20 protein-coding genes are annotated in these 22,531 nt (G+C 68.4%); 5 read left to right on the forward strand and 15 right to left on the reverse strand.

What is annotated here, in order from left to right:
* Window positions 1-8: 8 nt before the first annotated feature.
* Together QMZ16_RS06670 and QMZ16_RS06675 are read right to left on the reverse strand one after the other, a co-directional pair.
* The gene (locus tag QMZ16_RS06670) at window positions 9-2,441 is read right to left on the reverse strand and encodes an FAD-dependent oxidoreductase (RefSeq protein ID WP_282602627.1); all 2,433 of its coding nucleotides are present in this window, start codon (window positions 2,439-2,441) and stop codon (window positions 9-11) included.
* Between the two features lie 10 nt (window positions 2,442-2,451).
* On the reverse strand, window positions 2,452-3,009 hold the full coding sequence (locus tag QMZ16_RS06675; RefSeq protein ID WP_282602628.1) for a cupin domain-containing protein: 558 nt from the start codon (window positions 3,007-3,009) through the stop codon (window positions 2,452-2,454).
* 250 nt (window positions 3,010-3,259) lie between these two features.
* On the opposite strand from QMZ16_RS06675, the gene QMZ16_RS06680 reads away from it, so the two are divergent.
* Window positions 3,260-4,546, forward strand: coding sequence for a 4-aminobutyrate--2-oxoglutarate transaminase (locus QMZ16_RS06680; protein WP_282602629.1), 1,287 nt, complete (start codon window positions 3,260-3,262; stop codon window positions 4,544-4,546).
* A 42-nt stretch (window positions 4,547-4,588) separates the two neighbouring features.
* Here the strand turns inward: QMZ16_RS06680 and speB are convergent, their stop codons facing one another.
* Window positions 4,589-5,533, reverse strand: coding sequence for an agmatinase (speB, locus tag QMZ16_RS06685; protein WP_282602630.1), 945 nt, complete (start codon window positions 5,531-5,533; stop codon window positions 4,589-4,591).
* 111 nt (window positions 5,534-5,644) lie between these two features.
* Between speB and QMZ16_RS06690 the strand changes: the two genes are divergently transcribed.
* The gene (locus tag QMZ16_RS06690) at window positions 5,645-7,033 is read left to right on the forward strand and encodes an FAD-dependent oxidoreductase (protein WP_282602631.1); all 1,389 of its coding nucleotides are present in this window, start codon (window positions 5,645-5,647) and stop codon (window positions 7,031-7,033) included.
* A 3-nt stretch (window positions 7,034-7,036) separates the two neighbouring features.
* Here the strand turns inward: QMZ16_RS06690 and QMZ16_RS06695 are convergent, their stop codons facing one another.
* The 7 genes from QMZ16_RS06695 to QMZ16_RS06725 form a co-directional block, all read right to left on the reverse strand.
* Entirely contained in the window at window positions 7,037-8,323 is a 1,287-nt protein-coding gene (locus tag QMZ16_RS06695; protein ID WP_282602632.1) for an amidase, read from the reverse strand.
* 10 nt (window positions 8,324-8,333) lie between these two features.
* A complete protein-coding gene (locus tag QMZ16_RS06700) occupies window positions 8,334-9,653 on the reverse strand; it encodes an amidase (RefSeq protein WP_282602633.1) in 1,320 nt (439 codons plus the stop codon).
* Window positions 9,650-9,835 (reverse strand): hypothetical protein, encoded by a 186-nt coding sequence (locus QMZ16_RS06705; protein WP_022706137.1) that lies wholly within the window; start codon window positions 9,833-9,835, stop codon window positions 9,650-9,652. The genes QMZ16_RS06700 and QMZ16_RS06705 overlap by 4 nt, the downstream gene beginning before the upstream one ends.
* Before the next feature lie 26 nt (window positions 9,836-9,861).
* Window positions 9,862-10,860, reverse strand: a complete 999-nt coding sequence (locus QMZ16_RS06710) for an ABC transporter permease (RefSeq protein WP_282602634.1) — start codon at window positions 10,858-10,860, stop codon at window positions 9,862-9,864.
* Window positions 10,857-12,449, reverse strand: a complete 1,593-nt coding sequence (locus QMZ16_RS06715; RefSeq protein ID WP_282602635.1) for a sugar ABC transporter ATP-binding protein — start codon at window positions 12,447-12,449, stop codon at window positions 10,857-10,859. Before QMZ16_RS06715 ends, QMZ16_RS06710 begins: the two co-directional genes overlap by 4 nt.
* On the reverse strand, window positions 12,450-13,556 hold the full coding sequence (locus tag QMZ16_RS06720) for a substrate-binding domain-containing protein (protein ID WP_282602636.1): 1,107 nt from the start codon (window positions 13,554-13,556) through the stop codon (window positions 12,450-12,452). It lies immediately after the preceding gene.
* 147 nt (window positions 13,557-13,703) lie between these two features.
* Window positions 13,704-14,939, reverse strand: a complete 1,236-nt coding sequence (locus tag QMZ16_RS06725; RefSeq protein ID WP_282602637.1) for an MFS transporter — start codon at window positions 14,937-14,939, stop codon at window positions 13,704-13,706.
* Between the two features lie 110 nt (window positions 14,940-15,049).
* Here QMZ16_RS06725 and QMZ16_RS06730 point away from each other — a divergent pair, with 110 nt between their 5' ends.
* The 3 genes from QMZ16_RS06730 (at window position 15,050) to QMZ16_RS06740 (ending at window position 17,714) form a co-directional block, all read left to right on the forward strand.
* The gene (locus tag QMZ16_RS06730; RefSeq protein ID WP_282602638.1) at window positions 15,050-15,802 is read left to right on the forward strand and encodes a GntR family transcriptional regulator; all 753 of its coding nucleotides are present in this window, start codon (window positions 15,050-15,052) and stop codon (window positions 15,800-15,802) included.
* A 141-nt stretch (window positions 15,803-15,943) separates the two neighbouring features.
* Entirely contained in the window at window positions 15,944-17,023 is a 1,080-nt protein-coding gene (rutA, locus tag QMZ16_RS06735) for a pyrimidine utilization protein A (RefSeq protein WP_282602639.1), read from the forward strand.
* A 52-nt stretch (window positions 17,024-17,075) separates the two neighbouring features.
* Window positions 17,076-17,714: an isochorismatase family protein gene (locus tag QMZ16_RS06740; protein ID WP_282602640.1), complete on the forward strand. Its 639-nt coding sequence runs from the start codon at window positions 17,076-17,078 to the stop codon at window positions 17,712-17,714.
* Window positions 17,715-17,730: 16 nt separating this feature from the next.
* On the opposite strand, the gene QMZ16_RS06745 is transcribed toward QMZ16_RS06740, so the two are convergent.
* The 5 genes from QMZ16_RS06745 to QMZ16_RS06765 are packed head-to-tail and all read right to left on the reverse strand — an operon-like array spanning window position 17,731 to window position 22,514.
* Window positions 17,731-19,119, reverse strand: a complete 1,389-nt coding sequence (locus tag QMZ16_RS06745) for an amidase (RefSeq protein WP_282602641.1) — start codon at window positions 19,117-19,119, stop codon at window positions 17,731-17,733.
* A gap of 27 nt (window positions 19,120-19,146) precedes the next feature.
* On the reverse strand, window positions 19,147-19,947 hold the full coding sequence (locus QMZ16_RS06750) for a dipeptide/oligopeptide/nickel ABC transporter ATP-binding protein (protein WP_282602642.1): 801 nt from the start codon (window positions 19,945-19,947) through the stop codon (window positions 19,147-19,149).
* Window positions 19,940-20,749, reverse strand: coding sequence for an ABC transporter ATP-binding protein (locus tag QMZ16_RS06755; RefSeq protein WP_282602643.1), 810 nt, complete (start codon window positions 20,747-20,749; stop codon window positions 19,940-19,942). Before QMZ16_RS06755 ends, QMZ16_RS06750 begins: the two co-directional genes overlap by 8 nt.
* On the reverse strand, window positions 20,746-21,564 hold the full coding sequence (locus QMZ16_RS06760) for an ABC transporter permease (protein WP_282602644.1): 819 nt from the start codon (window positions 21,562-21,564) through the stop codon (window positions 20,746-20,748). The genes QMZ16_RS06755 and QMZ16_RS06760 overlap by 4 nt, the downstream gene beginning before the upstream one ends.
* Window positions 21,561-22,514: an ABC transporter permease gene (locus QMZ16_RS06765; protein WP_282602645.1), complete on the reverse strand. Its 954-nt coding sequence runs from the start codon at window positions 22,512-22,514 to the stop codon at window positions 21,561-21,563. Before QMZ16_RS06765 ends, QMZ16_RS06760 begins: the two co-directional genes overlap by 4 nt.
* Window positions 22,515-22,531: the final 17 nt, after the last annotated feature.

Below are 22,531 nucleotides of genomic sequence, written 5' to 3' on the forward strand. Positions count from 1 at the left end.
TCGTCCTTTCACGCACGGATGCGGCTGTTGTCGGCATCCCAGAGGCAGGCGTTCTCCTGCACGACGGCCTTCAGGCGGGTGCCATAGACCTCGATCTCCAGCTCGGTTCCCGGCAGGGCGGCATCGCTTGCCAGCATCGCCATCGCGATGGCCTTGTCGGTGCGGTATCCATAGGCCGAGGACAGGACCTCGCCCACGCGGGTGTCGCCGTGGAAGGCCGCCGCCATGTAGGGCGCGTCCTGCCGACCCGGCTCGACCACCAGCGTGACCAGGCGGCGGGCAGGCGCGGTTTCGGCCTGAAGGGCGGCCTTGCCGGGGAAGTCCTGCGGCTTGTCCAGCTTCACGAAGCGGCCCAGCCCGGTTTCCATCAGCGTGTAGTCGCTGGACAGATCGCCCTTCCAGGTCAGGTAGCCCTTTTCGATCCGCATCGAGTTCAGCGCATACATCCCGAAGGGCGCGGCCCCCGCATCGCGGATCGCGGCATAGATCGCGGCGGCGTCAGAGGGGGATGCGTGAACCTCCCATCCCAGCTCGCCCGCAAAGGACACGCGGGCCAGCATCGCGGGCCTGCCCGCCACCGTCGCCTGCTGATGCGACAGCCAGCCAAGCGACAGATCCGCATCCGAGATCCCGGCCAGCAGGTCGCGCGATTTCGGCCCCGTCACCAGCATCGCGGTCACATCGGCGCTGCGGTCGGTCAGGGTCAGACCGGCGGGCATCCGGCGCGACAGCACCTCGTAGTCGTGCCATTGCGCAAGGGCGGCGGTCATCAGGGTGAATTCATCCTCGGCGTGGCGGATGCAGGACATCTCGGTCAGGACGCGGCCACGGCTGTCGGGGAAATAGATCAGGTTCATGCGCCCGACCTTGGGCAGACCGCCCGCGACCATGCCACGCAGCCATTCGGCAGCCCCCTCGCCCGACAGCGCGAAGCGCGAGAAACCGCACAGGTCGATCACGCCCACGCCGTCGCGCACGGCCTCGACCTCGGCGCGGACGCGGGGTTCCCACGGGCCGCTGCGATCCCAGGTAAGGGTCGCTTCCTCGGACGTGTCGTCGCCGGGCTGTGCGAACCAGTTGGCGCGTTCCCAGCCGTTATAGGCGCCCATCTGCCCGCCATCCGCGACCAGACGGTCGTGGTTGGGCGACAGCTTGCGGTCGCGTTCGGCGGGCCATTCGTGATGCGGGAAATGCATCGCGTATTCGTGGCCATAGGTCTCCAGCGCCTTGCCGGTGCAGTATTCCGCGTCGGCATGTCCGGTAAAGCGGCGCGGATCGACCGACCACATGTCCCATTCGGTATGGCCATGCATGATCCATTCCGACAGCACCTTGCCCGCGCCGCCGCCCTGCGCGATCCCGAAGGTGAAGCTGTGCGCCTCGAACGCGTTCGGCACGCCCGGCATCGGCCCGATCATCGGCAGCCCGTCGGGTGCATAGGGGATCGGCCCGTTGATGTTGCGTTGGACGCCCTGCGTGCCCAGCAGCGGCACCCGCGCCATCGCATCCTCGATATACCATTCCAACCGGTCCAGATCGTCGGGGTACAGCTGGAAGCTGAAATCGGCGGGCATGTCCTGGCCCGACGCCCAGCCGACCTGGCAGTTGCGTTCATACGGGCCCAGGTTCAGCGAATGCGTGTCCTGCCGCAGATAGTAGCTGCTGTCCACGTCGCGCAGCATCGGCAGCTTGCGGCCATGTTCCTTGGACCATGCGGCGACCTCGGGGATGGCCTCGGTCAGGAAATACTGGTGGCTCATCACGGTCAGGGGCACGGGGCGGCCACCATGCGGCAGGAACCATTCGCCGACGCGCGCGGCATAGTAGCCCGCCGCGTTCACCACGTATTCGCAGCGGATATCGCCCTTTTCGGTATGGACGATCCATTCGCCATCCTTGCGGCTGACGCCGGTTGCGGGGGTGAAGCGCAGGATCGTGCCGCCATGCGCCCGTGCGCCCTTGGCCAGCGCCTGCGTGACCTGGCTGGGGTCGATATCGCCGTCCAGCGGGTCCCAGAGGCCGCCTTCCAGGTCATGCGTCTCCATGAAGGGGAAATGGCTCTGCAATTCGTCGGGCGTGCACATGTCCATGGTCAGGCCCATATGGGCGGCCATGCCGCGCACGCGCTCGAACTCCATCATGCGGTCGTGGGTATGGGCCAGCCGAACCGCGCCCGTCACGTGATAGTTGATCGGGTAATCCACCTCGTCGGCCAGGCCACGATACAGCGCAAGCCCGTGGCGCTGCATGTTCATGACGCCGTAATTCGCCGCGAAGTTCGGGCAGTTGCCTGCCGCGTGCCAGGTCGACCCCGCCGTCAGCTCGTTCTTTTCCAGAAGGACGCAATCCGTCCAGCCCGCTTTGGCAAGGTGATACAGCGCCGAGACGCCGACCACCCCGCCACCGATGATGACCACACGCGCCGTGGAGGGAAGAGCCATTTCATTAACCTCAGTAGACAGGGGGAGAGATGACCCAGATCGCCGTGGCGGGGTCGTCGAAGGGGTTGGACCAGCGATATTCCGCACCCTTGATGCGGAAGCTGTCGCCAGCGCGGATGGTGAAGGTGGTGCCGTCGATCCACATCTCGAGCTGCCCCGAGACGAGATAGACCACCTCGGAGGTGGCGCGCCGGCGCGGCTGGTCCAGCGCGGCACCGGGCATGAAGGTCGAGTGGATCACCTCGAAATCGTCGGTCAGGTCGGGCGAGACCAGCGCCTCGTAGAGGCCGCTGTCGCGTTCGCCGATCTCTCGGCGGTTGGCGGCGCGCACGACGATGCCGCGCTCGTCCTCGGGGGCGTCGGCCACGCCGAAGAACATCGAGACCGGCACTTCCAGGATGGCCGCGATGCGGTGCAGGTCCGACACCGTCGGCGAGGAGATGCCGCGCTCGACCTGCGACAGCCAGCCGATCGACTTGCCCATCGCCGCCGCCATGTCGCCAAGCGTCATGCGCCGCGCGCTGCGCAAGGCCCTGATGTCGCCGCCGATGGTCGTCTCTTCCGTCATGGCCGATCCCGTGATCCTGTCCTTCGTGAAATTCCTGACGTTTATTTCACGACCACGCAATGAAATTCTTCACCGATATTTCACGAACCGGGGCGGTGACGGTTTTTCGGGCGCGCGGCATCAGCCCTGCCCGATGACGCGGCAGGGCGTCCGATTTCTGCCGAAGCGCTGCGCAGAAACAGCCTTCCTCCGGCCCGCGAAAGCGCTAGACTTCGCCTTCGGCACCACCCATCGCGTGAAAGGACGGGTCATGTTGAAGAAGACCGCCAATTCGGAAATCGAGGCACGGCGCAAGAAGGTCATGGCGCGCGGCGTCGGCGTGATGACCGACCATTACGCGACCCGCGCCCTCAACTCCGAGATCTGGGACGCGGACGGCAACCGGCTGATCGACTTCGCCTCGGGGATTGCCGTGCTGAATACCGGGCACCGCCATCCGCGCGTGATGCAGGCGGTCGAGGAACAGCTGCGCGCCTTCACCCATACCTGCCACCAGGTCGTCCCCTACGAGAACTATGTCCACCTGGCGGAACGGCTGACCGATGCGGCGCCGGGCGATTTCGACAAGAAGGCGATCTTCGTGACCACCGGCGCCGAGGCGCTGGAGAACGCGGTCAAGATCGCGCGCGCCCATACCGGGCGGCAGGCGGTCGTCACGTTCCACGGTGCCTTCCACGGGCGGACCTTCATGACCATGTCGATGACCGGCAAGGTCGCCCCCTACAAGGCGGGCTTCGGGCCGATGATGCCCGATGTCTTCCACGTCCCCTTCCCGAACCCGCTGCACGGCGTGAGCGTGGACGACTGCTTCCGCGCGCTGGACGGGCTGTTCAAGTCCGACCTCGAACCTTCGCGCGTGGCGGCCATCGTGTTCGAGCCTGTGCAGGGCGAAGGCGGCTTCAACCCCGCGCCCGCCGAATTCACGACCCGCCTGCGCGCGCTGTGCGACGAACATGGCATCGTGATGATCGCGGACGAGGTGCAGACCGGCTTTGCCCGCACGGGCAGCCTGCTGGCGATGGACCGCCACGAGGTCGCCGCCGACATGATCACCATGGCAAAAAGCCTGGGCGGCGGCTTCCCCATCGCCGCCGTGGTCGGCCGTGCCGAGATCATGGACGCGCCCGCGCCGGGCGGTCTTGGCGGCACCTATGGCGGCAACCCGTTGGGGATCGCGGCGGCCCATGCGGTGCTGGACATCATCCGCGACGAGGATCTGTGCGCCCGCGCCGAGGATCTGGGCGCGCGACTGAAGGACCGCCTGCGTGCGATCCAGGGCTTCATGCCCGAGATCGCTGATATCCGCGGCCCCGGCTTCATGGTCGCGATCGAGCTGATGCATGCCGACGGCACCCCTGCCCCCGACCTTGCGAACGCCATCAGGCAAGAGGCCCTGTCGCGCGGGCTGCTGCTGCTGACCTGCGGCGTGCATGGCAACGTGATCCGCTTCCTTGCGCCGATCACCATTCCCGACGACCATTTCGACGAGGCGATGGAGATGCTGCAAGACGCCGCCCGCGCGGTGAAGGGCGCCTGAGCGACGCGCCCCGGTCCGTCGCGACCGGGGCGGCACGTCCCCTTACCTCGGGACGCCGGGCAGCGCGCAGAGCATCTCGAACAGGAAGTTCGCGGCGATCACCGCCGTGTTCCCCGAGGTGTCGTAGGGGGGCGACACCTCGACCAGGTCGCAGCCCACAAGGTTCAGCCCCGCGCAGCCGCGGATGATCTCCAGCCCCTGGATGGTCGTCAGGCCGCCGACCTCGACCGTGCCGGTGCCCGGCGCGAAGGCCGGGTCGAGGCTGTCGATGTCGAAGCTGAGATAGACCGGCGCATCCCCGATCCGGCTGCGGATCTCGGCCATCAGCGGCGTCATGGACCGGTGCCAACATTCCTCGGCCTGGATCACGGTCCAGCCCCGTTCGCGGCCCCAGTCGAAATCCTCGGGGCTGTAGCCGCTGCCGCGCAGGCCGATCTGGAACACCAGGTCGTCGCGCAGCAGCCCTTCCTCGTGGGCGCGGCGGAAGGGGCAGCCATGGGCGACCTTCTCTCCGAACATCATGTCGTTGGTGTCGGAATGGGCATCGACATGGATCAGCGCGACGGGGCCGTGGCGGTCGCGCATCGCCTGAAGGATGGGCCAGGTCAGCGTGTGATCCCCCCCAAGCGTCAGCGGCACGGTGCCGTGCGCAAGGATCTCGCCATAGGTGCGGGCGATGATTCCGACCGATTTCTTCAGATCGAAGATGTTGATCGGCACATCCCCGATATCCGCGACCTGCAGGTGATCGAAAGGCGCGGCGCGGGTGGCCATGTTGTAGGGGCGGATCATCCTGCTCTCGTCGCGGATCTGGCGGGGGCCCAGCCGCGTGCCCGGACGGTTCGAGGTGCCGATATCCATCGGGATCCCCACGAAGCAGGCATCCAGCCTCTCGGCCGTGGGCTGCGAGGGCAGACGCATCATCGTGGCAGGCCCGCCCGTGCGCACCATCTCGTTTCCGCCAAGGGGGCTGTTCAGTTTCGGCATCGGCGACATCCTTCCTTCGATCCTTCGGGGCGACTGTGATCTGTTTCCCAAGCCTGCGCCATGGTGATATCGAGGTCGCGTGATCGCACCAGACGGAAAGGCGGCCGACCGATGACCCTGAAGCACGCGGCGCTGGCCGATGCGACGCTGTCGCCCCTGTGGCTGGACGATCCGGCAGCTCCCGCCACCGAACCGCATCTGATCGGCAGGCGGCAGGCCGATCTGCTGATCGTGGGCGGCGGCTTTACCGGGCTGTGGGCCGCGATCATCGCCAAGCAGCGCGACCCGTCCCGCGAGGTCGTCGTGATCGAGGCGGGCAAGGTCGCGCATGGCGCCTCGGGGCGTCCGGGGGGGATCGTCTCGACCTCGGTGATGCACGGGCTGTCGAATGCCGAGCGGGTCTTTCCCGACGACATGGAGATGCTGGAACGGCTGGGCATCGAGAACCTGGATGCCTGGCGCGCCACCATCGAGGAATTCGGCATCGACGCCGACCTGGAATGGGGCGGAGAGATGACCGTCGCCGCCCGCCCCGAAGATATCGAGGGCCTGCGCCACGAACAGGACCTGCACCGCCGCCACGGCCATGACGCGGTCTGGCTGGACCGCGACCAGGTCCGGGCCGAGGTCGCGTCCCCCATGTTCCACGCGGGCATCTGGTCGCGCGACCGGACCGGCACGGTCCACCCCGCCAAGCTGGCATGGGGCCTGAAGGCCGCGGCGAAATCGCTTGGCGTCGCCATCCACGAACATACCCCGATGGAGCGGGTCGAGGATCTGGGCAGCAGCCTGCGGATCACCACCCATGACGGCAGCGTCACCGCGCCGCGCGTCCTGTTCGCGACCAATGCCTGGGCGGCGGGGCATCCGAAGATCCGCAGCTATGTCGTGACCATGCGCGACCGCGTGATCGCCACCGAGCCGCTGACCGAAGAACAGCTGTCGCGCATCGGCTGGCGCAACCGGCAGGGCATCTACGACACGCGGACGCAGCTGAACTACATGCGGCTGACGCGGGACAACCGCATCGTCTATGGCGGGCGGATCGGCTACTACTATGGCGATCGGACGGACCCGGCGGGCGACCGGCGGATCGAGGTCTATGACCGGCTGGCGGGCTATTTCCTGCAGACCTTCCCGCAGCTGGACGACCTGCGCTTCACCCATGCCTGGTCGGGGCCGATCGACATGACGACGCGGCTGGCCGTGCATTTCCAGCCCTATTACGGCGGCAAGGGCGTCTATGCCGGGGGCTATTCCGGGTTCGGGGTGACCGCGTCGCGCTTCGGGGCGCGGATGGCGCTGGAGATGCTGGACGATACCGGCGTGCCCGAACTGCAGCTGGGCCTGGCCCGCAGCCTGCCCCGCACCATCCCGCGCGAGCCGCTGCGCTGGCCCGGCGCCTCCATCACCATACGCGCCCTGGACGAGGTGGACAGCAAGGGCGGCTGGCGCAGGGCGTGGATCCGGCTGATCCACGCGATGGGCTTCCCGCTCTGACGGTCAGGGCCTGCGCGGTTCGACCAGGGGCACGGCATCGGGATGCAGCAGCCCCGCCGCGCGGATCACCTTGCGATCCTCGAAGCGGCGGCCGATCAGCGACACCCCGACCGGCAGGCCCCCCGCCGCGCGGTGCAGCGGCACGTTGACCACCGGCACCTGCATCAGCGTCCAGAGCGAGTTGAAGACCGGATCGCCCGCCCATGTCCCGACCGGGGCCACCCCCGGTGCCGACGGCGCAAGGATCAGGTCCATCCCGTCCTCGAACATCGAATCCAGCATCACGCGGCAGCGGTCCGCCTGCCCATAGGCCGCGCGGCTGGTCGCCGCATCGGGCCTGTCGCGCTGCATCTCGGCAAAGAACGGATCGACAGCGGGATCGACGCGCACCTCGTTCAGGAAGGCCGATGCCCCCTCGCGCGCAAGGATGACACGGTGGGCGTCGAGGATCCCCTCGAACTCCTGCGGCAGCGCCAGTTCGGTGACGATCGCGCCACGGTCGCGCAGCATCTCGCGCGCAAGGATCATGGCGTCGCGGGTCTCGGACATGGCGGCATCGGGGGTGGTGCCGAAGGTCATCCCGATGCGCAGCCCCTCCAGCGTCGTGGGCAGGGCGCAGGGGTCGAAGTCGAACAGGTCGGCCAGCATGTCCAGGTCGTCGGCCGAACGTGAATACAGCCCCACCGTGTCGCAGGTCGCCGAATACATCTTCGACCCCTCGCGCGTGATGGCGTTCCAGCTGGGCTTCATCCCGAACACCCCGCAGAACGAGGCCGGACGGATGGTCGAGCCGCCCGTCTGCGTGCCCAGTGCGATCGCGGCCAGCCCCGCGGCCACCGCCGCCGCCGACCCCGAGGACGACCCCCCGGGCGAGCGTCCGGGATCGTGCGGGTTCGCCGTGCCGGGACCGACCGACATCGCGGCGAATTGCGTTGTCCGCGCCTTGCCCGCGATCAGCGCGCCCGCCTGGCGCAGAACCTCGACCGCGGGGGCGTCGATGCCCGCGCCGCTGCCCTGGTGGCGGGCGGCATTGTGCCCCGTCGGCATGTCGCGCGTCAGCAGCACGTCCTTGACCGCCACGGTCACGCCCCGCAGCGGCCCCTGGGGCAGCACCGCCGCCGCGCGCAGCAGCGCATCGGGGTCCAGATGCGCATAGGCCGCGACGACCGGCTCGATCCGCGCGGCGCGGGCGATCAGCGCCTCGGCGACGGCCTGGGGTGCGACGCCCGATGCGACCGCGCGTTGCAGATCGCGCGCGGTGGCTGCACACAGGTCCAGTTTCATGTCCATTCTTCTTTCCTCAGGCAGGTTGCAGCGCGGCTTCTTCCAGCAGCACCGCGATGTCGGCGATGCGGTCCTCGGCATTCGGCGGGCCGATGACCTGGACCGAGATCGGCCCGCGATCCGTGCGCGCCACGGGAACCGAGATGGCGGGCAGGCCCAGGATCGACGCGGGCCGCGAGAAGCGCGTCACCTCCGAGATCATCCGCGCAAGCGAGCGGCCTTCCAACGATGCAAGCGCCGCGATCTGGGGCGGCACATCCGGCAGCATCGGCGTCACGATCACGTCCACCTTGGCGAAGATCGCCTGCATCCGGTCCTGCGCCACGGCCCTGATCTGCCTCGCCCGCAGGTAATCCTGCGCCGAGATCGCCGCCGCCTGTGCCAGCCGCGTGCGGACCTGCGGACCATAGCTGTCCTGCGCCTTGCGCAGCCGATCGGCATGGACGGTCCCGGCCTCGGCCATGGCGATGACATTGGCGGGTTCGTCCAGCGTCGCCAGCCACCCCAGGTCCAGGTCGCAGGGCCGATGGCCCGCATCCGACAGCATCGCGCGCACGATGCGCAGCTGGCGATCGGTCGCCTCGGCGATGCCGTCCGTCAGCGGCCCCGCATCGAAGCCGATGCGCAGGTCGCGGGCGTCGCCGCCCGTGGCCGAGACGGCACCGCCCGTCAGCACCGACAGGACGCGCCTTGCGCAATCGACGCTGGCGGCCAGCGGCCCCACGCAATCCTGCGTCCAGGACAGCGGCATCACCCCTGCCATCGACATCCGCCCCGGCGTCGGCTTGAAGCCGACGACCCCGTTGCAGGCGGCGGGAATGCGGATCGACCCGCCCGTGTCCGATCCAAGCGCCGCGGGCACGATGCCCATCGCGACCGCGACCCCCGACCCGGACGACGACCCGCCGATGATCGCCCCCGGCACGACCGGGTTCGGCGGCGCGGGATGGTGATGGTTCGCCCCCGTCGGCCCCATCGCGAATTCGGACATCTGCAGGCGGCCCAGATCCACGGCATGGGCGTCGTCGAGGCGGCTCAGAACCTCTGCCGTTCCCGCCGCGACATAGCTGGCCGAGGGATGCGCCCCGCGCCCCACGCGGCTGCCCGTGCGGTCGAACATGTCCTTGTGGGCCATCGGGATGCCCGCCAGAGGGCCGGTGGCGCGCCCCTCGGCGCGGGCGCGGTCGACCATCGCCGCCTGCGCCAGCGCGCGGTCGGCCTCGATGGTCGAAAACGGGCTGTCGGGGCCCGCCGCAAGGGCCAGCGCCTCGGAGGCGAGGGATTGGGCGGTCGCCTCGCCCGTGGCAAGGCGCGCCTGCATCCGGCGGATCGTCATTGGCGCCCCCCGCCCGCCATCGGGTCGCGTTCGTTCAGCCCCGTCGCCGCGTCGTCGTCGCGCAGCAGCGGGTGATAGATCACGCCGAACTCGATCCGGGTGCGCTGGTCCTGGAATATCGCCAGCTCTTCCGGGGTCGGGCTGCGGCCCAGATAGGTCTCGAGGGCATCCGTGGTGGTCATGGCGGTTCCTCCTTGGTGGTGGTTCTTCAGCCGAAATTCTGCGGCTGGCGCTTGCGGACAAGCTGGCTGAGCGAGACGGCGACGATCAGGGCCCCGCCGTAGAAAAGCGACTGCACGAAGGCATCTGCCCCCAGCATGGTCAGCCCGGTGATGCCGGTGATCAGGAAATAGACACCGACCAGCGTCCCCATCGGGTTGAAGCGCCCCGGATAGATCGCCGTCGCGCCAAGGAACGCCGCCGCGAAGGCGGGCAGCAGCAGCGACAGCCCCGAGGTCGGATCGGCAGACCCCGTCATCCCGGCATAGAGCACACCTGCCAGCGCGGCCATCGCCCCCGACAGCACGAAGGACGTGGCCCGCACCCGGTCGACCGAGACGCCGTTCAGGCGCGCGACCTCGCGCCCCCGACCGACGAACAGCAGCTTGCGGCCCGCGATGGTGTATTCCATCGCCCACCACATCACCGCTGCCAGCACCGGGCCATAGAAGAAGGCCAGCGGGATGCCGAACAGGCGCTGGATCACGACCAGCTCGACCAGCTGCATCGACACGCCCGCGATGGTGCGCGACTCCGACAGCCACAGCGTCATGCCGTTCAGGAACGTCCCCAGGCCCAGAGTCACGATCAGGCTGTGGATGCGGAAATACAGCACAAAGAACGCGTTGACCGCCCCCGCAAGCGCGCCGATCAGCAGCGCGGCCACGACGGACAGGCCGATGGGCCAGCCCCAGCCGACATTCGACACCGCCAGGAACATCGCCCCGAAGACCAGGATCGAGGCCGCCGACAGGTCGAAATCGCCCGAGGTCAGCGGCACCAGGATCGCCAGTGCCAGCACGACCAGCACCGCCTGCGATCCCAGCATCGAGGACAGCGTGCGCCATGTCAGGAACGTGTCGGGCAGCAGCATGCCGAAGACGGCGAACAGCGCGATCCATGCCAGCGGCAGGGCGTATCGCTCCAGTTCCTTCTTCCAGGCGATGGTGGGCAGGACGCGCGGGCGCGGGGTTTCGGTGATGCTCATGCGGTGGCCTCGGACAGCTTGGTGGCGTTCTGGGGGGCGGGATCGTGGAAGCAGGCGCGCGCGATGGCGTCGCGGGTCAGCTGGTCGCCCTGCAGGACCGCGCCGACCGTGCCGCGCCGCAGGACCAGCACGCGGTCGCAGATCTGGGCCAGCTGCTCGGCATCGGTCGAGGCGCAGAGGATCGCGGTGCCCGCGGCGACCGCGCGGTCCAGCGCCGCGAAGATCTGCTGGCGGGCGCCGTAATCGACGCCCTGCGTGGGCTCGTCCAGCAGCAGCAGGCGCGGGTCCTGCGCCAGCCACTTGCCGATCACGACCTTCTGCTGGTTGCCGCCCGACAGGGTGGACATGGCGACCTCGGGGCGGTCCGGGCGCACGTCATAGTCGCGGATCATCCCGCGCGCGGCATCGACCAGCCCCTGCCGGCGCAGCCCCGCCGGGGCGCGGTAGCGCGGCAATTGCAGGAAGGTGGCGTTCTCCTCGACGGTCAGGCCGCCGACGCAGCTTTGATGCGTGCGGTCGCCCGGTATCAGGCCCATGCCCGCGGCCATCGCCGCCCGGGGCGTGATCGCCGCCACGTCAAGCGCATGGTCCAGCGTCACCTGCCCCGCGCCCTGCATGGCGCCGAACAGCAGATAGGGGATCTCGGCAAAGCCCGACCCGATCAGGCCGGTGACGCCGACCACCTCGGACCGGCGGATGGTGGTGTCGAAATGCCTCAGCTGCCCGCCCGACAAACCCTCGATCCGGGCGGCGATCTCGGGACGCGGCTGCGCGGGGGCGCGGCGGAAGGGCGTGATGCTGCGCCCGACGATGCGGTCCAGGATCGCCTGCCGCGTCGTCTCCGCCGTCACCATCAGCGCGTCCAGTTCCCCGTCGCGCAGGATCGCCACGCGGTCGGTGATGGCCAGAACCTCGTCGATGTCATGAGTGACGATGATGACGCTGGCCCCCTTGGCGCGGATCTGGCGCAGCAGGGTGAACAGCTTGTCGACATCCTCGGCCGACAGGAAGGGCGTCGGCTCGTCCAGGACCAGGATCCCCTCGCCCGCGGCGCCCGCCTCGGACCGGCGCAGCTGGGCGACGGCGCGCAGGATCGCGACGAAGGCCCGCTCGACCGAGGACAGCTCGGACACCAGCGCCGAGGGGTCGATCGCAAGGCCGAACTCGTCGAACAGCGCGCGCATCTCGGCGCGTTCGCGACGCCAGCGGATGCCCGCGGGCCCGCGCCGGCGGTCGTCCCCGATCAGCATGTTGTCCGCCACGCTGAGCGAGGGCACCAGCGCCAGGTGCTGATGCACGAAGGCCACCCCCATGCGCCGGATGCGCGCGGCATCCAGCGGCAGCGGCAGCGTATCGCCCCACAGGGTGACGCCGCTGCCCTCCGAGGGAGAGTTGAAGCCCGCCAGCACCTTGATCAGCGTCGACTTGCCCGATCCGTTCTGGCCCAGCAGGCCCAGGATCTCGGCGCGGCGCAGGTTCAGGGACACGCCCTTCAGCACCTCGACCGGGCCGAAGCGCATGCGGATGTCGGTCAGGCGAAGGACCCCGCCGGGATCGTCCGCCTGACGGTCTGTCGCCTGACCCGCCATTCAGCCCTCGAGGCCCCAGAGCTTGCGGAACCCGGCCACGTGGCTGTCGCCATAGCCCGAGTCGAAATCGGCGGGCACGCCTGCCGTCTGGGCATTGTCCTTGTCGAAGATCAGCAGCGGGATGCCCAGGCTCTCGGGGACCTCCAGCCCGCACAGCACGCGCATCTGCGCATCGACCGCGGCATAGCCGGCCCAGCCCAGGCTCTCGCCGACATCCATCGACACCGTGCCCTCGCGCACCATGTCCAGGACGAAGGGCGTGCCGTTATAGGATGCCATCCCGACCCCGTCGGCCCCCGCGATCCGCAGGGCGGGCGTCACGAACTGGGTCATCGAATCGTAGATCGGCAGGATGTAGTTGATGCCCGGATCCGCCAGCAGCGCCGACTGCGTGCCCGACTGGATGCGCGTGGCCCATTCGTTCACCGGCACGTTCAGGTATTGCTGCTTGCAGTCGGGGCAATAGGACGAAAGGCTCTCGCGGATCTGTTCGACGAAGGGGATCGAGGGCAGCACGTCGTCCGATCCGATGATCAGCACGTTCGGCGCGCCTTCGGTCTCGACGAAGGCCCAGGCGGCCAGGATCTCGCCCGCGCGGCGGTAATCGACCTTGGCCGAGGCATCGACGAAGCCCGCCTGTTCCTGGCTTTCGTCATAGAGATGGGTCGTCGTGACGGCGAGGCCCGCCTGCTTAGCCTCTTGCAGTTGCGGGGCCAGCATCTCGGGGTTGAGGCCGCCCGCCAGATCGACCAGCGAATATTCCTGCGCGACGGCCTGGTTCACACCCTGGATCCAGCTGTCGGACGCGCCCTGGTTTTCCCAAGTGGTATAGGTGAAGCCCACATCCTCGGCCGCGCGCTGCATCGCCTTCTGCAGTTCGACGTTGAAGGGGATGGCCATGCTGACCGGGATCGAGAAGACCGACTTGTCGGCCATGCAGGCCGCGGCATCGAAAGGTTCGCCCAGGGGCGCGAATTCCGGAATGGCGCGGTGTTCCGCGATCACGGCCTTGGCCTCGGCCATCGCGTCGGCGCGCGCACCTTGCGCGGCAAGCAGCGTGGCGGTCGTCATCGTCAGGGCGGCAAGCGCTGGCGTCATGGTTCTCATCACAGTCCCTTCCGGCAATCGGTTGATCCGATAGTCCGGACTTGTTCAGAGATCACCAAGAGGGAATGCAGGTTGCGGAACGATCATATCAGAGATTTCAGCGATACGTGACACAGATTAGGCAGTCTGATCCGAAGTTGAACAGAATCAGGTCCGGACTTGTTCAGCATGCTGGCGGAAGGACATCGCCGCGCCCGCAAACCCGATGCACGAGAAACCCATGAAGCACAGGTCATAGGACCCAATCAGGTCATAGATCAGCGCGAAGGCGGAGGGGCCGATGATGACGCCGATGAAGGTATAGACCAGCAGCGCGCCGGTATTCGCCCCGACCTTGCCGCTTGGCGCGGTCCGTGCCGCCGCCGCCAGGAAGACCCCGTTCCAGCCCGTCGCGACCGCGCCCAGCACGACCAGCAGCACCGCCAGCGCCCAACCGGGCAACGCGCCCGCCCAGCCCAGCAGGAACATGCACAGCCCCGCGATCACCCCGATGATCCCGAGCGTACGGAAACCGCCCAGCCTGTCGGCGGCCAGCCCCCAGCTGATGCGACCCGCCGCCCCGGCCATCTGCAGGCAGGCCGCGACGATGCCCGCCGCGACCAGCGGCCAGCCATGTTCGACCATCATCACCACCGCGAAGGCCGTGACCATCAGCTGCAGTGCCGAATAGAGCCCGCCCAGAAGCGCCAGCGTCCGCATGCGGCGGTTGCGATACAGCTCGACCTGATCGCGGATGGCGCGGACGAAGGGATTGCCGCGCCACGCCGCCATGCGGATCGGCGGAAAGGTGAACTGCGACCAGGCCCAGACCATCAGGACCAGCGGCACGACCGCCGCCGCGACCAGCGCGTGCCGCCAGCCCGCGCCCGTCCCCGGCAGCGCGACCGCCAGCATCGGCAGCAGCGTCGATGCCAGCACCGCCCCGAAGGGCACCCCTGTCTGCTTGATCGAGAAGACCAGCGAATGCCGCCCCCCGCGCGCGGCGCGGTGCAGGATCTCGGACGAGGCCGGGTTGTTCAGCCCGTAGCAGATCCCGAACAGCGCGGATGCCAGCACCATCAGCACCGGCCGCCCCGTGGCCAGCAGCAGCAGGCCCGCCGCGAAGACGCCCAGCTCGGTCACGATCACGCGCTCGGCGTGGAAGGTCTCGACCACGCTGCCGGCGATTGCGGATGCGAAGACCCCCGCGAAATAGATCAGGCTGATCTGGTATCCGATCGCATGTGCCCCGATCCCGAGCGAGCCCGCAACCTCGGGGGCAAGCGATGTCAGGGCCAGCACGCTCATGGTCGCGGCGACCTGCACCAGCGTCATCATGGCCAGCGGGCCGATCCATTCCGGTCGGCCTGCTCGTTCGGGTCCGCTCGACACTGTATCCGTCATGAGTATTCTGTCCGTACCTTGTCCGGGCCGTTCGCCGGCTGCGATTTCCTCTTGGCTACATAAGTCCGGACAATCAAGCAACACGATTCACAGTCCGAAAGACCCTTCGCATGGCCCAAACCGCCGAAGCGCATAATGACAGCACGAACACGCCGCTCTATCTGCAGATCGCGCACAAGCTGGAGCGGCAGATCGTCAGCGGCGAACGCGCCGTCGGCAGCCTGCTGCCCCCCGAGGCGGAACTGGCCGCGCAGCTGGGCGTCAGCCGTCACACGATTCGCCAGGCCATCGCGCAGCTTCGCCAGCGCGGGATGCTGGCCGCCAAGAAGGGCGTCGGCACCAGCATCGAAAGCGCGCGCCCGCAATGGCGCGAGCGGTTCCGCGACAACAATCGCGGCGACCTGTTCGAATTCGCCAACGAGACCGAGATGTATATCCGCCTCAAGGAGCGCCGCGAGGTGCGCGGAAAGCTTGCGACCGAGATCGGCTGCCGCCCCGGAAAACCGCTGATCTACATGGAAGGTCCGAGGCATTTCATCAACGAACCCAATGCCTTTTGCTGGAACGAGGTCTATCTGGACCCCATCGCGGAACCCGTGATCCGCGACATGGATGTGCAGCGGTCGTCGCTGTTCCACCTGGTCGAGGCCCATACCGGCGAAAGGATCGTCGACATCCAGCAGGAAATCCGCGCCGTCACCATCGCGCCCCGCATCTGTGAACAGCTGAAGCAGCCCGAAGGCACGATCGGTCTCAGAATCACCCGCCGCTATCTCTCGTCCGGGGGGCGGCTGATGGAATACGCGATCCAGACCTCTCCGGCTGACAGTTTTGCCTATCGGACCCACATCCAGGCCACCTGATCATGCGGCCTGCCCCGCATTTGGGCATCGCCGAGGATTCTGAACAAGTCCGGACATGCTGAGAGGGATTTGCGCTGGACCGGCCCAGGAAGCCCCCTGCTAAGTTCGGACTTGTCAGAAATCCAACAGGGGGCCTTCACCATGGACATGGGCGTCTTCATCCCGATCGGGAACAACGGCTGGCTGATCTCCGAGGCCGCGCCGCAATACAAACCCAGCTTCGAGCTGAACAAGCAGATCGTCCAGAAGGCCGAGGGCTATGGCTTGGAATTCGCGCTGTCGATGATCAAGCTGCGCGGCTTCGGCGGCAAGACCGAGTTCTGGGACCACAATCTCGAAAGCTTCACGCTGATGGCCGGGCTGGCCGCGGTGACGACCAAGATCAAGCTGTTCGCATCCTCGGCGGTGCTGACGCTGCCGCCCGCCATCGCCGCGCGCATGGCCAGCACGGTGTCCTCGATCGCGCCGGGCCGCTTCGGGGTGAACATCGTGACCGGCTGGGCCGAGGCCGAGTACAGCCAGATGGGCATCTGGCCCGGCAACGAGTATTTCGGCTATCGCTATGATTACGCGGGCGAATATGTCGACATCATGAACCAGCTGTGGTCCGAGGGGTCCTGCGATCTCAAGGGTGAGCATTTCCAGATGACGGATTGCAAGCTTTCCCCGCCCCCCGAGGGCAAGGTCGAGATCGTGGCCGCCGGCCAGTCGCCCAAGGGCATGGAATTCGCCGCGCAATATGCCGATTACAACTTCATCATGGCGCAGGGCGTGAACACCCCCACGGCCGTCTCGCCCATCTGCGACCGCCTGGCCGAGGCCGCGAAGAAAAGCGGCCGCGATGTCGGCGCCTATTGCCTGTTCATGGTCATCGCCGACGAGACCGACGAGGCCGCGCAGGCGACCTGGCAGCGCTACAAGGACCATGTCGATGCCGATGCGCTGGCCTGGATGGCCGATCAGGGCAGCAAGGACGATGCCGCCGACGCAAGCGCCACCGCGAAGCACATCAACCTTCCCGAAGGTGCCGTGAACTTCAACATGGGCACGCTGGTCGGCTCCTATGCCAATGTCGCGCGGATGCTGGATGAGGCCTCGGAAATGGAAGGGGTGAAGGGCATCATGATGGTCTTCGACGACTTCCTCGAAGGGCTCGACAAGTTCGGGCAGCGCATCCAGCCGCTCATGACCTCTCGCAGCCCGGCCGAGGTCGCGGCCTGACATCCGGCGGGGGCCATGCGGTCCCCGCCCCCACTTGCGGAAAGGAACAGCGATGCTGGATCGCGACGACAACTATGCGGGCGTCTATGACCGGCAGGTCGGGTTCGGGCAACGGCCCGCCCTGCTGATGGTCGATTTCGCCCATGCCTATTACGATCCGGACTGCCCGCTGTTCGGCGGCGAGGGCTGTCGCACGGCCCTTGCCGCGGCGCTGCGCCTTCGGCAGGCCGCGAAGGCGGCGGGCGTCCCCGTGATCCTGACGCGTGTCGGATACCATCCGACCGGTGTCGATGGCGGCAGGTTCTTCGAGAAGGCCGCCCCCCTGACGGCCTTCCTGCCCGGTCGCCCGACCGCCGAATTCGCCGAAGGTTTGGTCCCGGACGCGGACGACATCGTGGTGACCAAGCAATACCCCTCGGCCTTCTTCGGCACATCGCTTGCGGCGATGCTGACCACCCTGGGCTGCGACAGCGTCCTGCTGACGGGGCTGACCACCTCGGGCTGCGTGCGCGCAAGCTGCGTGGACGCCATGAGCCACGGCTTCCGCACCATCGTGGTCGGCCCCGCCTGCGGCGACCGCCACGATGCCCCGCACGAGGCCAACCTGTTCGACATGAACGCGAAATATGCCGACGTGGTCGATCTGGCCCCCGCGCTGGCCCATCTGGAGGGTCTGCGCGCCACCGCATGACGGTGGCGCCCATCCCTCAGTCGAAGCGCGGCCAGGTCGTGATCGGGCCGCGCAATTCCTCGTAGGCGCGGGCAAGGCCCATCACCGTCAGGTCGCCGAAGCGCGGCGCGACGATCTGCAGCCCGATGGGCATGCCATTGGCCGCAAAGCCGCAATTGATCGAACAGGCCGGCTGTTCGCCCATGTTCCAGGGCACGGTGAAGCAGATATGCTCGAAGGGGCGGGCGGGGTCGTTGGTGGGCGAGGCCCAATCCGCCGGATAGCTGACATTGGGATTGACCGGAGAGATGATCGCATCGACCTGCCGGAACGCCTCGGCGGTGGCGCGGCGCATGGCGAAGGTCTGGTCGAACCCCTGCGCCACCCTGATCGGCGACGCGTCCGCCCCCGCCTCGGCCCATTCGCGGATATAGGGCAGGATGCGGGCGCGGGCCTCGGGGCGCAGCGCCTCCATCATGCCCCAGAAGCGCGCGCGCCATGCGATGTCCAGCCCGTCCAGCATCTCGCGAGTCAGGACGGGGGCGACGGGGACGATGGTGGCGCCCATCCCCTCGAAGGCGCGGGCGGCATCGGACAGGGCCGCGACCACCTCGGGTTCGGGATCGATGCCGCAGCCCGCATCCATCATCAGCCCGATCCGCATGCCGCGCGGATCGACGCGCGCGCCGTCCCAGTCCAGCACCTCGGGGGGAAGCGATGTCGCGTCGCGCCAGTCCGGGCGCGACAGAGTCGGCATCATCAGCGCCGCATCGTCCACGGTGGGCGTCATCGGCCCCGCGCAGCGCCCGGTATAGTAGGGGTCGATGGGGATCCGCCCGTGCGAGGGCTTGAACCCGAACAGCCCCGTCCAGCCCGCGGGCAGCCGCACCGATCCGCCGATATCCGTGCCGACATGCAGCGGACCGTATCCCGCCGCCCCGGCCGAGGCCGCCCCCGCCGAGGAACCGCCCGGGTTCTCGGTCAGCTTCCACGGGTTCAGCGACAGCTGGTGAAAGGTGGACAGGCCCGATGACAGCATCCCGTAATCGGGGCAGGTCGTCTTGGCGAAGATGACCGCGCCGTCCTCTCTCAGCCTGGCGGCGGTGGGCGCGTCCTCGGGGGCGGGGACAAGGTCGATGGCGGCGGTGCCCATGGGGACCGGCTCTCCCTTGGTGGCGATCAGTTCCTTGACGGTCACGGGCATCCCGTCCAGCCGTCCAAGGGGGCGGGACGCCATGTAGCGCGCCTCGGATGCGCGGGCATCGTCCAGCGCGCGTTCGGGCGCGAAGGCATAGAGCGCGCCGACCTTCGGCTCGCTCGCCTCGACACGGGCGATCAGGGCGGTCATGTATTCGACGGGCGAAAGGCTGCGGTCGGCGAATGCGGCAAGCACGCGCCGGGCGGTCAGGTCGAGGATATCGGACATCGGTCTTCTTTCGCCTTCGGGTTGGGATCAGACGGGCGCGCGGTTCCGGCGCCCGATCACGTTCAGCATCGGTTCGGCTGCAAGCAGCCTGCGGGTATAGTCCTGTCGCGGGTGGTCCAGCACCTGCCGCGCGGGGCCGGTCTCGACCAGGCGGCCGTCCTGCATGACGGCGACCTCGTCGCAGATCTCGTCCACGACGCCGATATTGTGGGTGATGAACAGCACGCTGATGCCGTGTTCGTCGCGCAGCCGCAGGATCAGCTCCAGGATCTGCTTCTGCACCGTCAGATCCAGCGCCGAGGTGGCCTCGTCCGCGACCAGCAGGCGCGGCTTCGTGATCAGCGCGCGGGCAATCGCGATGCGCTGGCGCTGACCGCCCGAGAATTCGTGCGGAAAGCGGTCGGCATCGGCGGCGGCAAGGCCCACATCCTCCAGAAGGCCCGCCACCAGGTCGCGCCGCGCGGCGCCCTTCGGGGCGTCGGGGTCAAGATGCAGCGGCTCGGCCACGATGCGGCCCACGGCGTGGCGCGGGTCCAGCGACCCGTAGGGGTCCTGGAACACCATCTGGAAATGCCGCCGCGCCTGCCGCAGCGCGCGCGGGGTCAGCGAGAACAGGTCCTGCCCGTCGATCACGACCCGCCCCGCGGTCGGGCGGTCCAGCGCCATGACCAGCTTGGCAAGGGTGGACTTGCCCGACCCGCTCTCGCCCACGACGCCGAGGATGCGGCCCTGTTCCAGCGACAGCGACACGTCGTCCAGCGCGCGCACATGGCTTTGCCCCAGCTGGAAGTCGCGCGACAGGTTCTCGACCCGCAGGATCTCAGCCATGGGGGGCCTCCAGCGATGCACGCACGCGGCGCGGCATGGCCGCGATCAGCTTGCGGGTGTAATCATGGGCGGGACGGCGCAGGACGGCCTCGGTCTCGCCCTCTTCAATGCGGTCGCCGCGATACATGACCAGCGTGCGGTCCGCGATCCGCGCGATCACCCCCAGGTCATGGGAAATCAACATCAGCGAGATCCCCAGCTCCGTCACCAGATCGTCGAGGATGTCCAGAACCTCGGCCTGCACCGTCACGTCCAGCGCGGTGGTGGGTTCGTCCGCGATCAGCAGGTCGGGCTTCAGCGCAAGGGCGATGGCGATGCCCACGCGCTGGCGCTGCCCGCCCGACATCTGGTGCGGAAAGCTGTCGATGCGTTCGGATGCGCGGGGGATGCGCACCATCTCCAGCAGGCGCAACGCCTCGGCGCGGGCATCGGCGCGGGACATGCCCTGCGTGATCCGCAGCCCTTCCGCGATCTGGTCGCCGACGCGCATGGCGGGGTTCAGCGCGGTCATCGGTTCCTGGAAGATCATCCCGATCCGCCGCCCCCTGATGCCGCACAGCTGGCGTTCGGACATGGTCAGCACGTCCTGCCCGTCCAGCAGCACCTGCCCGCTGGCCGTCGCGCTGCGGGGCAGCAGGCCCATCACCGCCAGCGACAGCACCGATTTGCCCGATCCGCTTTCGCCCACGATGCCAAGGGTCCGACCTTTCGGCAGATCCAGGTCGATGCCGTGCAGCACCTCGGTCGCGGGGCCGCGTTCGCGCGCGAAGGACACGCGCAGATCCCTGATCGACAGCATCATGACGCCTGCCTCCGCCTCGGGTCGGTCAGATCGCGCAGCCCGTCGCCCAGCAGGTTCAGCCCCAGCACGGCAATCGCGATGGCCAGCCCCGGTGCCAGCACCAGATGCGGCGCGGACGAGATGTAGGTCTGCGCATCGGCCAGCATCCGCCCCCAGCTGGGCGTCGGCGGCGCGACCCCCATGCCAAGGAAGGACAGCCCGGCCTCGGACAAAATGCCAAGCCCCGTCTGGATCGCCAGCTGCACGATGATCTGCGCCTGGATGTTGGGGATGACGTGCTGGACCGTGATCAGCGCCTGCCCCTTGCCCGCCATCCGCGCGGCCTGCACGAAGTCGCGCGCCCAGATCTGCATCGCCGCCGCCCGCGAGATGCGCGCGAAGACCGGCACCATGAAGACGCCGATGGCGGTGATCGAGGTCAGCGCCCCCGGCCCCATCAGCGCGCCCAGCAGGATCGCCGAGAGGATCGGCGGGAACGAGAACAGCACCCCGTTCGCGGCCATCAGCACCCGCTCGACCGTGCCGCCACGCGCGGCGGCGGTGACGCCCAGCAGCGTGCCCACCGCGCCGCCCAGGATCGTCGCCGTGAAGGCCACGCCAAGCGATGTCCATGCCCCCGCCATCACGATCGAGAAGACGTCCCGCCCGATCTGGTCGGCACCCAGCAGCCCGGCCTCGCCCGGGCCCTTCAGGCGGTTCAGCACGTTCATCGCGGTCGGGTCGGCGGGCGTCCACACCCGGCTGAGCAGCGCCGCGCCCAGCAGCAGCGCCGAGATCGCGCCGCCGATCACAAGGGAAACCGGAAGCCGCCTCATGTCCTACCCCTCAGCCGCGGGTCCAGCACGGAGTAAAGCGCATCGACCGCGAAATTCACCACCAGCACGATCAGCGTGAACAGCAGGACGACGTTCTGCACCACGATCAGGTCGCGCTGCGACAGCGCCTGATAGGCCAGCGTGCCGATGCCCGGCAGGGTGAAGACATTCTCGACCAGCACCGCGCCGGAAATGAGGAACGGGATCTGCAGGCCCAGCATCGTCACCACCGGCAGCAGCGCGTTCGGGACCGTGTGCCGCCACAGCGCACGGCTGCGCGACAGGCCCTTGGCGCGGGCGGTGCGGATGAAATCCTCGTTGGCGACCTCGATCACGGCGGCGCGGGTCACGCGGGTCAGGACGGCGGCCTGCGGGATCGCGAGCGCGATGGCCGGCAGCACAAGCGCACCGATGGCAGGACCGGCGCCCGCGCCCCAGCCCGGAAAGCCCCCGGTCGTGAACCATCCCAGCCCAAGTGCCACACCCAGGATCAGCAGCAGGCCGATCCAGAAGTTCGGCACCGCGATCCCCACCTGCGAGAAGACCGAGGCCAGCGTGTCGACCGGCCCGTTCGGGCGGTTCGCGGCCCAGACGCCAAGCGGCAGCGCGATCGCCACCGACAGGACCACGGCCATCGCCGTCAGCGGCAGCGTCACCAGCAGCCGGTCCAAGATCAGCCCCGCGACGGGCGTGTCATAGGTATAGGACACGCCCATGTCGCCCCGCACCAACCCGCCCAGCCAGGAAAGATAGCGCAGCGCAAGCGGCCTGTTCAGGCCCAGCTCGGCCCGCAGGGCCGCGACGGTGTCGGGGGCGGCGCTGGTCCCCAGCATGATCGAGGCCGGATCGCCCGGCGCGGCCTCGATCAGCAGGAAGATCACCAGCGAGGCGATCAGAAGGACGGCAAGCAGGCCGCCGATCCGCCGCGCGGATCGTGTCAGGGCAGGCATCATCGGTTCCCGTATCG

Source organism: Paracoccus sp. PARArs4, assembly GCF_947311865.1.
Classification (GTDB): domain Bacteria; phylum Pseudomonadota; class Alphaproteobacteria; order Rhodobacterales; family Rhodobacteraceae; genus Paracoccus; species Paracoccus zeaxanthinifaciens.

Coding starts and splice junctions, on each gene's coding strand:
- QMZ16_RS06670 (WP_282602627.1), bottom strand. CDS start 2,441: ATGGCTCTTCCCTCCACGGCGCGTGTGGTCATCATCGGTGGCGGGGTG.
- QMZ16_RS06675 (WP_282602628.1), bottom strand. CDS start 3,009: ATGACGGAAGAGACGACCATCGGCGGCGACATCAGGGCCTTGCGCAGC.
- QMZ16_RS06680 (WP_282602629.1), top strand. CDS start 3,260: ATGTTGAAGAAGACCGCCAATTCGGAAATCGAGGCACGGCGCAAGAAG.
- speB (WP_282602630.1), bottom strand. CDS start 5,533: ATGCCGAAACTGAACAGCCCCCTTGGCGGAAACGAGATGGTGCGCACG.
- QMZ16_RS06690 (WP_282602631.1), top strand. CDS start 5,645: ATGACCCTGAAGCACGCGGCGCTGGCCGATGCGACGCTGTCGCCCCTG.
- QMZ16_RS06695 (WP_282602632.1), bottom strand. CDS start 8,323: ATGGACATGAAACTGGACCTGTGTGCAGCCACCGCGCGCGATCTGCAA.
- QMZ16_RS06700 (WP_282602633.1), bottom strand. CDS start 9,653: ATGACGATCCGCCGGATGCAGGCGCGCCTTGCCACGGGCGAGGCGACC.
- QMZ16_RS06705 (WP_022706137.1), bottom strand. CDS start 9,835: ATGACCACCACGGATGCCCTCGAGACCTATCTGGGCCGCAGCCCGACC.
- QMZ16_RS06710 (WP_282602634.1), bottom strand. CDS start 10,860: ATGAGCATCACCGAAACCCCGCGCCCGCGCGTCCTGCCCACCATCGCC.
- QMZ16_RS06715 (WP_282602635.1), bottom strand. CDS start 12,449: ATGGCGGGTCAGGCGACAGACCGTCAGGCGGACGATCCCGGCGGGGTC.
- QMZ16_RS06720 (WP_282602636.1), bottom strand. CDS start 13,556: ATGAGAACCATGACGCCAGCGCTTGCCGCCCTGACGATGACGACCGCC.
- QMZ16_RS06725 (WP_282602637.1), bottom strand. CDS start 14,939: ATGACGGATACAGTGTCGAGCGGACCCGAACGAGCAGGCCGACCGGAA.
- QMZ16_RS06730 (WP_282602638.1), top strand. CDS start 15,050: ATGGCCCAAACCGCCGAAGCGCATAATGACAGCACGAACACGCCGCTC.
- rutA (WP_282602639.1), top strand. CDS start 15,944: ATGGACATGGGCGTCTTCATCCCGATCGGGAACAACGGCTGGCTGATC.
- QMZ16_RS06740 (WP_282602640.1), top strand. CDS start 17,076: ATGCTGGATCGCGACGACAACTATGCGGGCGTCTATGACCGGCAGGTC.
- QMZ16_RS06745 (WP_282602641.1), bottom strand. CDS start 19,119: ATGTCCGATATCCTCGACCTGACCGCCCGGCGCGTGCTTGCCGCATTC.
- QMZ16_RS06750 (WP_282602642.1), bottom strand. CDS start 19,947: ATGGCTGAGATCCTGCGGGTCGAGAACCTGTCGCGCGACTTCCAGCTG.
- QMZ16_RS06755 (WP_282602643.1), bottom strand. CDS start 20,749: ATGATGCTGTCGATCAGGGATCTGCGCGTGTCCTTCGCGCGCGAACGC.
- QMZ16_RS06760 (WP_282602644.1), bottom strand. CDS start 21,564: ATGAGGCGGCTTCCGGTTTCCCTTGTGATCGGCGGCGCGATCTCGGCG.
- QMZ16_RS06765 (WP_282602645.1), bottom strand. CDS start 22,514: ATGCCTGCCCTGACACGATCCGCGCGGCGGATCGGCGGCCTGCTTGCC.